At 68.7% G+C, this 6,000-nt stretch carries 5 protein-coding genes; all 5 read right to left on the reverse strand.

Annotated elements, in window-relative coordinates; all coding sequences use genetic code 11:
• Nucleotides 1–1,008: 1,008 nt before the first annotated feature.
• Entirely contained in the window at nt 1,009–1,575 is a 567-nt protein-coding gene (locus AQJ67_RS36045; RefSeq protein WP_244190700.1) for a nuclear transport factor 2 family protein, read from the reverse strand.
• A gap of 446 nt (nt 1,576–2,021) precedes the next feature.
• Nucleotides 2,022–3,419 (reverse strand): FAD-binding oxidoreductase, encoded by a 1,398-nt coding sequence (locus AQJ67_RS36050; protein WP_062723679.1) that lies wholly within the window; start codon nt 3,417–3,419, stop codon nt 2,022–2,024.
• An 88-nt stretch (nt 3,420–3,507) separates the two neighbouring features.
• Entirely contained in the window at nt 3,508–3,744 is a 237-nt protein-coding gene (locus AQJ67_RS36055; RefSeq protein ID WP_062723680.1) for an acyl carrier protein, read from the reverse strand.
• Between the two features lie 63 nt (nt 3,745–3,807).
• Nucleotides 3,808–4,827, reverse strand: a complete 1,020-nt coding sequence (locus tag AQJ67_RS36060) for a beta-ketoacyl-ACP synthase III (protein WP_062723708.1) — start codon at nt 4,825–4,827, stop codon at nt 3,808–3,810.
• Between the two features lie 67 nt (nt 4,828–4,894).
• On the reverse strand, nt 4,895–5,908 hold the full coding sequence (locus AQJ67_RS36065; protein ID WP_062723681.1) for an AvrD family protein: 1,014 nt from the start codon (nt 5,906–5,908) through the stop codon (nt 4,895–4,897).
• Nucleotides 5,909–6,000 lie beyond the last annotated feature (92 nt).

The raw sequence follows: 6,000 nt of genomic DNA on the forward strand, positions 1-6,000 counted from the left end.
CCAGGCCGCCGTCCGGCGAGCCGTCGAGTGGACATTGATCGACTCAGTGGCCACCTGGTGATCTATAGCCCAGCCGACCAGCCGCCGACCGAACAGTCGCCGGAACAGCCCGCCAGAGGGGCGGCACCGTTTACGCTGAAGAGGCTTCCTGCGGAGCCATTCGCCGGGGGCAGACGACCACCCGCCGGAGGGGCTGTAGGAGGCCGACAACCCCGGTACCTTGGCTTCTTGTCACCTGCGGTGCACATTTCGGTGGCCACCCGGTGGCCGGACGCCTTTGGACGACGTAATACGAGACAGCGCAGATCAATCAGCCGCACGTGCTCTGATCAGGCAGAACGTCACTCGGCAGCACGACCAGGCACCACGCAACATGAACGCTCACGGTCTCGTAATGCGTAGGTCTCGGGTTCGAATCCCGAAGGCGGCTCCATGGGAAACCGCAGGTCAGGCCTCTGACCTGCGGTTTTTTCGTATTAAGTTTACGGGCCGCGATGAGCGTTTGTTGGTGTAGGCAGTCGGCACGGCTCCGGTGGGGCCTTGCTGAAAAACCCGGCGTGTGGACCTTTGAACCGTTCCGGGGGCATCGGAGGCTTCGGCCACCCGGAAAGGTTCACGACCTCCGCTGAGAGAGTTGGGTGGAGGCTTACGATCCTGCGGCGCGTGCGGAGCTGCTGTCCAAGGCGGACGCCTGCCGCCCGCTGGCCGCTGCCGGTGCCTTGAGACCAGGGTGCGTCATGGCTGGGCGTCACCGTGGCTCTGGGCTCGGGCCCGCAGTGCGCGGGGGCGCGTGGAGATCAGGCAGACCGGAGGGGTGTTGGTCGAACAGGGAGTGAAGCGGAGCCGACCGCTTGCGTCTCCATGCCGCTGATCCGCTTCGACTTCTGAACTCCATCAGGTCGCTGACCTGGCCAGATGAGGGTGCGTATGCGATGTAGCGGACTCCTCGGCGAAAGCGCCGTGGACGCTGTGGCGGGCAGACGGAGGCATGCCTCCGGCCGCGGGATGTCACACCGCGGCCGATGGGAAGGCCGAGCTGATGGCGTGCGAGTCCTCGTACATGTGATAGACGGTGATGCTGCTGCCGGTCACGGTGATGTGCAGGGCGAAGTCGTTCGTGAACGTCCTGCCTGTCGCGCGCACCCCGAAGCGGCTGCGTCCGAGGACAACCACGTGCTGCCCCTCGGCGACCGTGGTGTGGATGGTGAATTCCTCTGCCGGGCTCAGTACTTTGCCGACAACGGCGAAGAAGTCGGCTACCTCCTCCTTGGTGGAGCGTCCGCCGGCCCAGGGCACGTTGGCTGCCCCGCCGACCCTGAAATCGACGTGCTCGGCAAACAGGTCGAGAGCACCGGCGATGTCTCCGCTGCCGTAGCGGTCGAAGAAGGACGCGACCACCGCGCCGGCGGTCGGTGTTGCCGTGGTCATGGCTGTCTTCCTTTTTTGGGAGTCTCCAGTCATGGAGAGAACGATCTTTCCGGTGGTCCGGCCGGTCTCACTAAGCGCGTGCGTCTCGGCCGCCCCCTCCAGGGGCAGTAGCACGTCGATCTCGGCGCGCAGCAGTCCTTGTTCCACCAGTGCGCCATCTCGCGCAACCTCGCCCGGTCCAGCTCCACAAGCATGAACATGGCGCGTACCTACGCGGCCCGAGCCCGGCCCATGTCGAAGCTCTGGTCGAAGGGCAGCAGGGAGGCCGGCACCTCGAAGCCCATGGTGAACGGCGGATGCTCGTCGCCGCCCGCGATAGCGCCACGGACATGGGTCGTGCAGTCCGTCGGATTGACGCGGTTGCCTGCACCCGGACCAGAACCTCTGTCGGTCCCGGCACCGGCCGGTCGACGGTCGTCGGCCGGAGCACCTCCGGCCCGCCGGGGTCGTCCTGGACGATCGCGCCCATGCGCGGGACACCTGCGTTGATCGTGGTTCTTTCGAGCGGGACGCCGCCCGGGCGCCCGGCTCAGCGCGTGCAGCTGGGCAGATCGGCGAATCGGTGCGCCTGGGCGGCTCGTTCGGGTCAAGGGTCAAGGCCGTGCCGGTTGCGCCGGTTTGATGTTCTGGTTCACCCGGAACACGTTGTGCGGGTCGTACTTGGCCTTCAGCTGGGACAGCCGCTCGTAGTGAGCAGGGCCGTAGGCCGACAGGATCCGCCGATCGCCCTCGTCGAGGAGTTCGTTGACGTATACGCCGCCCGAAGTGAACCGCTGCATCCGGTCGTACACCTCGCGGCACCAAGTGGTGTTGGCGGCGTCGTCGTCTTCGTGGGTCCAGCCGCCCAGGAGGGTCACCAGGAAGCCGTCCTGCCGGTGCGGGAACGCGGTCGCCTCGGGCGCGACCCGCGCCACCTGTCCGCCGAGCAGCATGAAGCCCACCTGGGTCAGCGGTGACCGGCGCTCCCGGAAACCTTCGAGCAGCGTGACGAGGGCTTCGTCGGTGACGGTGGGGATCATGAAGGACCGGGTGTAGTAGCGGCGGTGGTGCACCATGTCCGCGTCTGCGAGCTGCTGGACCTTCGGGTAGTCCATCGTCTCCGTGGTCCGCATGACCGGCTCGGGACCGAACCCGGCGAGAGCGTCGATCAGCGTGTCCGTGTCATCGGCCGGGGCGGTGTCGACATAGCGGATGGCGATGCCCGTCTCGCCGTCCTCCAGGTCGAGGAAGCCCACGGCCAGTCCCAGCCGGTCAGGGGCAGTGCGGGCGAACGCGGACAGGCCCTCGGCGACTCGGTGGTGATCGGCGCCTCGGTAGACCACGACGCCGGTGCGGCAGGCGCCCTGAGGGTGCAGCTTGTACTCGAACGACGTCACGACGCCGAAGTTGCCGCCTCCGCCCCGGATCGCCCAGTAGAGGTCGGCGTCGTCGTCCGCGCTCGCGCGTCGTACCTCGCCGTTCGCGAGGACGACATCGGCGGCCACGAGATTGTCGACGGTGAGGCCCTGCGACCGGCACAGCCAGCCGATGCCACCGCCAAGGGTGAGACCGGCGATACCGGTGTGCGAGATCTGGCCACCGGTCACCGCGAGCCCGAACCGGTAGGTCTCGTCATCCAGGTCGGCCAGCAGCAGACCGGGCTCGGCGATGGCGACACCTCGTTGCAGGTCGACCCGTATGCCCTTCATCCGGGTCAGGTCGACGACCAGGCCGTCGTCGATTGTGGAGTGCCCCGGATAGCTGTGCCCACCACTGCGTATGGCGAGCAGCACGTCGTGCCGGGTGGCGAACCGTACGGCCTCGACGACGTCGGCCGCGCCCGCGCACCGCACGATCAGCCCCGGGCTGCGGTTGAAGTAGCCGTTCCACACCAGTCGTGCCTCGGCGTAGCCCTCGTCCTCCTGGCCGAGGACGTCACCGCGTACGACGGTGCGCAGGGCGTCGAGCTCTCCCTGGGGGACGGGCTGTCCTGAGCGGTTCTTGAGCGTCATGGTGTCTCCTGCGTGCTCGTCGGCCGGTGACGCCGGTCCGACGGGATGGGCGGGTGGAGTCGCATCGGCGTGGGGTACGGCGACGGCGTCACGCGGCCGGGGCGCCGGCGCTGATCAGCGCGACGATGCCGTTGACGCTGCCGGCCTCCAGCAGCTCGTCCTCGGGGATGCGCGGGCCGTACTCACGCTCGATGATCACGGAGAGCTCCAGCATGACCAGCGAGTCGAGTTCGAGGGCGGAGAATTCGGTGGCGGCGGTGATGCCGTCGTCCACGGAGAACTTCTCCACGAGGATGTTCACGATGTGCTTCGCGATGGCGTCCATGAGTGCCTTTCGTCGGATGTCGTAGGGGCTGCCGGGGTGCCTCTCAGGGGCACGACTTCCGGTTCAGGTGCGTGGTGCGGGGGCGAGCGCTGCGACGTCGGGCCAGAGCAGGGCCGTGGAGCCCCAGCTCAGGCCGCCGCCGAAGGAGGTCAGCAGAACCCGGTGTCCTGGCTGCAGTCGGCCGTCGGCCGCGGCGTCGGTGAGCGCGAGGGGGATAGAGGCGGCTGAGGTGTTGCCGACCCGGTCCAGATGGAGCAGCACCCGCTCGCGGTCGGCGTGCATCACGTCGGCGACGGTGTTCAGGATGCGCGCGTTGGCCTGGTGGCCGACGAACCAGTCGAGGTCGCTGGTGTGCCAGCCGATCCGTTCCAGCAGGGCCGTGGAGGAACCGGCCATCCGGTCCACGGCGTGGGTGAAGATCTCCTTGCCGCGCATGGCGAGGTAGTTGTCCGCCTCGCGCAGCGGCTCCCCGCGCGACCGCTGGCGCGATCCGCCGGCGGGCAGTACGGCCAGGTCCTTGTGTGCGCCGTCGCTGCCAAGGTCGAACCCGGCGAACGCGCCCGGCTCTTCCGGGTCCCCGGCCCGCAGCACGGCGGCGCCGGCGCCGTCGCCGAAGATGATGGCGGTCGCGCGGTCCTCGGGGTCGAGCCGGGTGGACCAGATGTCCGCGCCGATCACCAGGACCCGCTCGCAGCTGCCGGAAGCGATCGCTCCGGTCGCGGAGTGCAGACCGTAGATGAATCCCGCGCAGGCCGCCGAGAGGTCGTAGCCGGGGATGTTGCCGAGGCCAAGGTCGGTGGCGACGCGCGGGGCCGTGGCGGGCATCGGCTGATCAGGGGTGCTGGTCGCCATGACGACCAGGTCGACCGAGTCGACGCCCGCTGACTCCAGGGCCCGGCGTCCCGCTTCCACCGCGAGGTCGCCGGTGCTCACGCCGGGGTCGGCCCAGTAGCGACGCTCTATGCCCGTTCTGGTGCGTATCCATTGGTCGTTGGTGTCGACCAGGGTGGAGATCTCGTCGTTGTCCACCATCCGGTCCGGGACCATGGCTCCGATGCCGGTGAGGACGGCGGCGCGGCTCATGACCGGCCCCGTCGGGTGCACGAATGATGGTCGCCGTTCATCGTTGTGTTCCTTCTCGTGAGAGGTGCTACGGCAGCCGGTGCGCGGCCGAGCAGGTGACGGACATGTGCTGGAGCTCCCCGACGATCTCGACGGACCGCCAGGTGTCGCCTTCGCGTGTGGTCAGCAGCCGGGGCTCGGACAGCCGGACGGAGAGCGGGGCGGGGGACGTCACCGGTCGCCGGGTGTCGCCTGTGTGGAGCGTGGCCTGGCGCATCCAGAGGGTGTTGCTCTCGGAGCGCGGTACCCCGTCCAGTTCGTAGAGCAGGATCTGCCCGAGCTGGATGGCGGAGACGAAGACGTCGACGATCGACGTGCCTTGGTGGCTGTAGCTCTCGATCCCTTGGACCGGCAGCCCGTCCGGTGCCGCTGTCCGGGAACTCACCATGGCCTGCGCGCGCTGCTCCGCGAGGTCCACCCGCAGATCGTCGATGAGCTGACTCTTGCACTTGTGAGCTGCCCGGAACGGCCGGAGTCCGGCGGGGCCCAGCAGGTCGTCCGGGCTGTCGTAGCGGCCCGTGCCCGGGCGTACGGTGCCGGCCGGGTGCTCGATCTCGCAGCGGGCCCGCAGCGCCCCCACCTGGCAGTCGACCACGGAGACCCGCTGTTCGGCGTCCTGTTCTGCCGGCAGCATGGTGATCGCCGCCCGAACGTCGAACCCGTCGAGCGCCTCCTCCACGGGGCTCGTCCCCGCCTTCATCCGGACCCGGCGCAGCCGCATCTCGCTGCGGCGGCCGATGTCGAGGCCGAGCGCGTGGGCGAGGTACAGGTCCGCGACCTCACCGGCCAGCAACAGTACGTCGATGCTGCTCAGGTGGGGTGCTTGGTTCCGCTGTCCCTTCCTGGACCAGTCCTGCGGGTAGCGCACGGACGCCCGGGCCCGCAGGGTCCCGTCACCGTCCGGACCCACGTCCAGCGCGATGTCCCCGAGGATCTGATCGGCTCGCTTGTAACCGGCCCCGAAGAACCGTTTCTCGCCGGGGCCCAGATAGTCGTCGACAGTACGGCGTACGCGTTCCGGGGCGGCTGTCGTCTCTGTCATCTCGCTCCTCCCGAGCGGTGGTGTGGCGGGGGCTAGTGGTCGTCGCTAACCCAGCTCATGAGCTTGCGCAGCTGCTTGCCGGTGGTCTCCAA

Origin of the sequence: Streptomyces caeruleatus (assembly GCF_001514235.1) — a bacterium.
Taxonomy (GTDB): Bacteria; Actinomycetota; Actinomycetes; order Streptomycetales; family Streptomycetaceae; genus Streptomyces; species Streptomyces caeruleatus.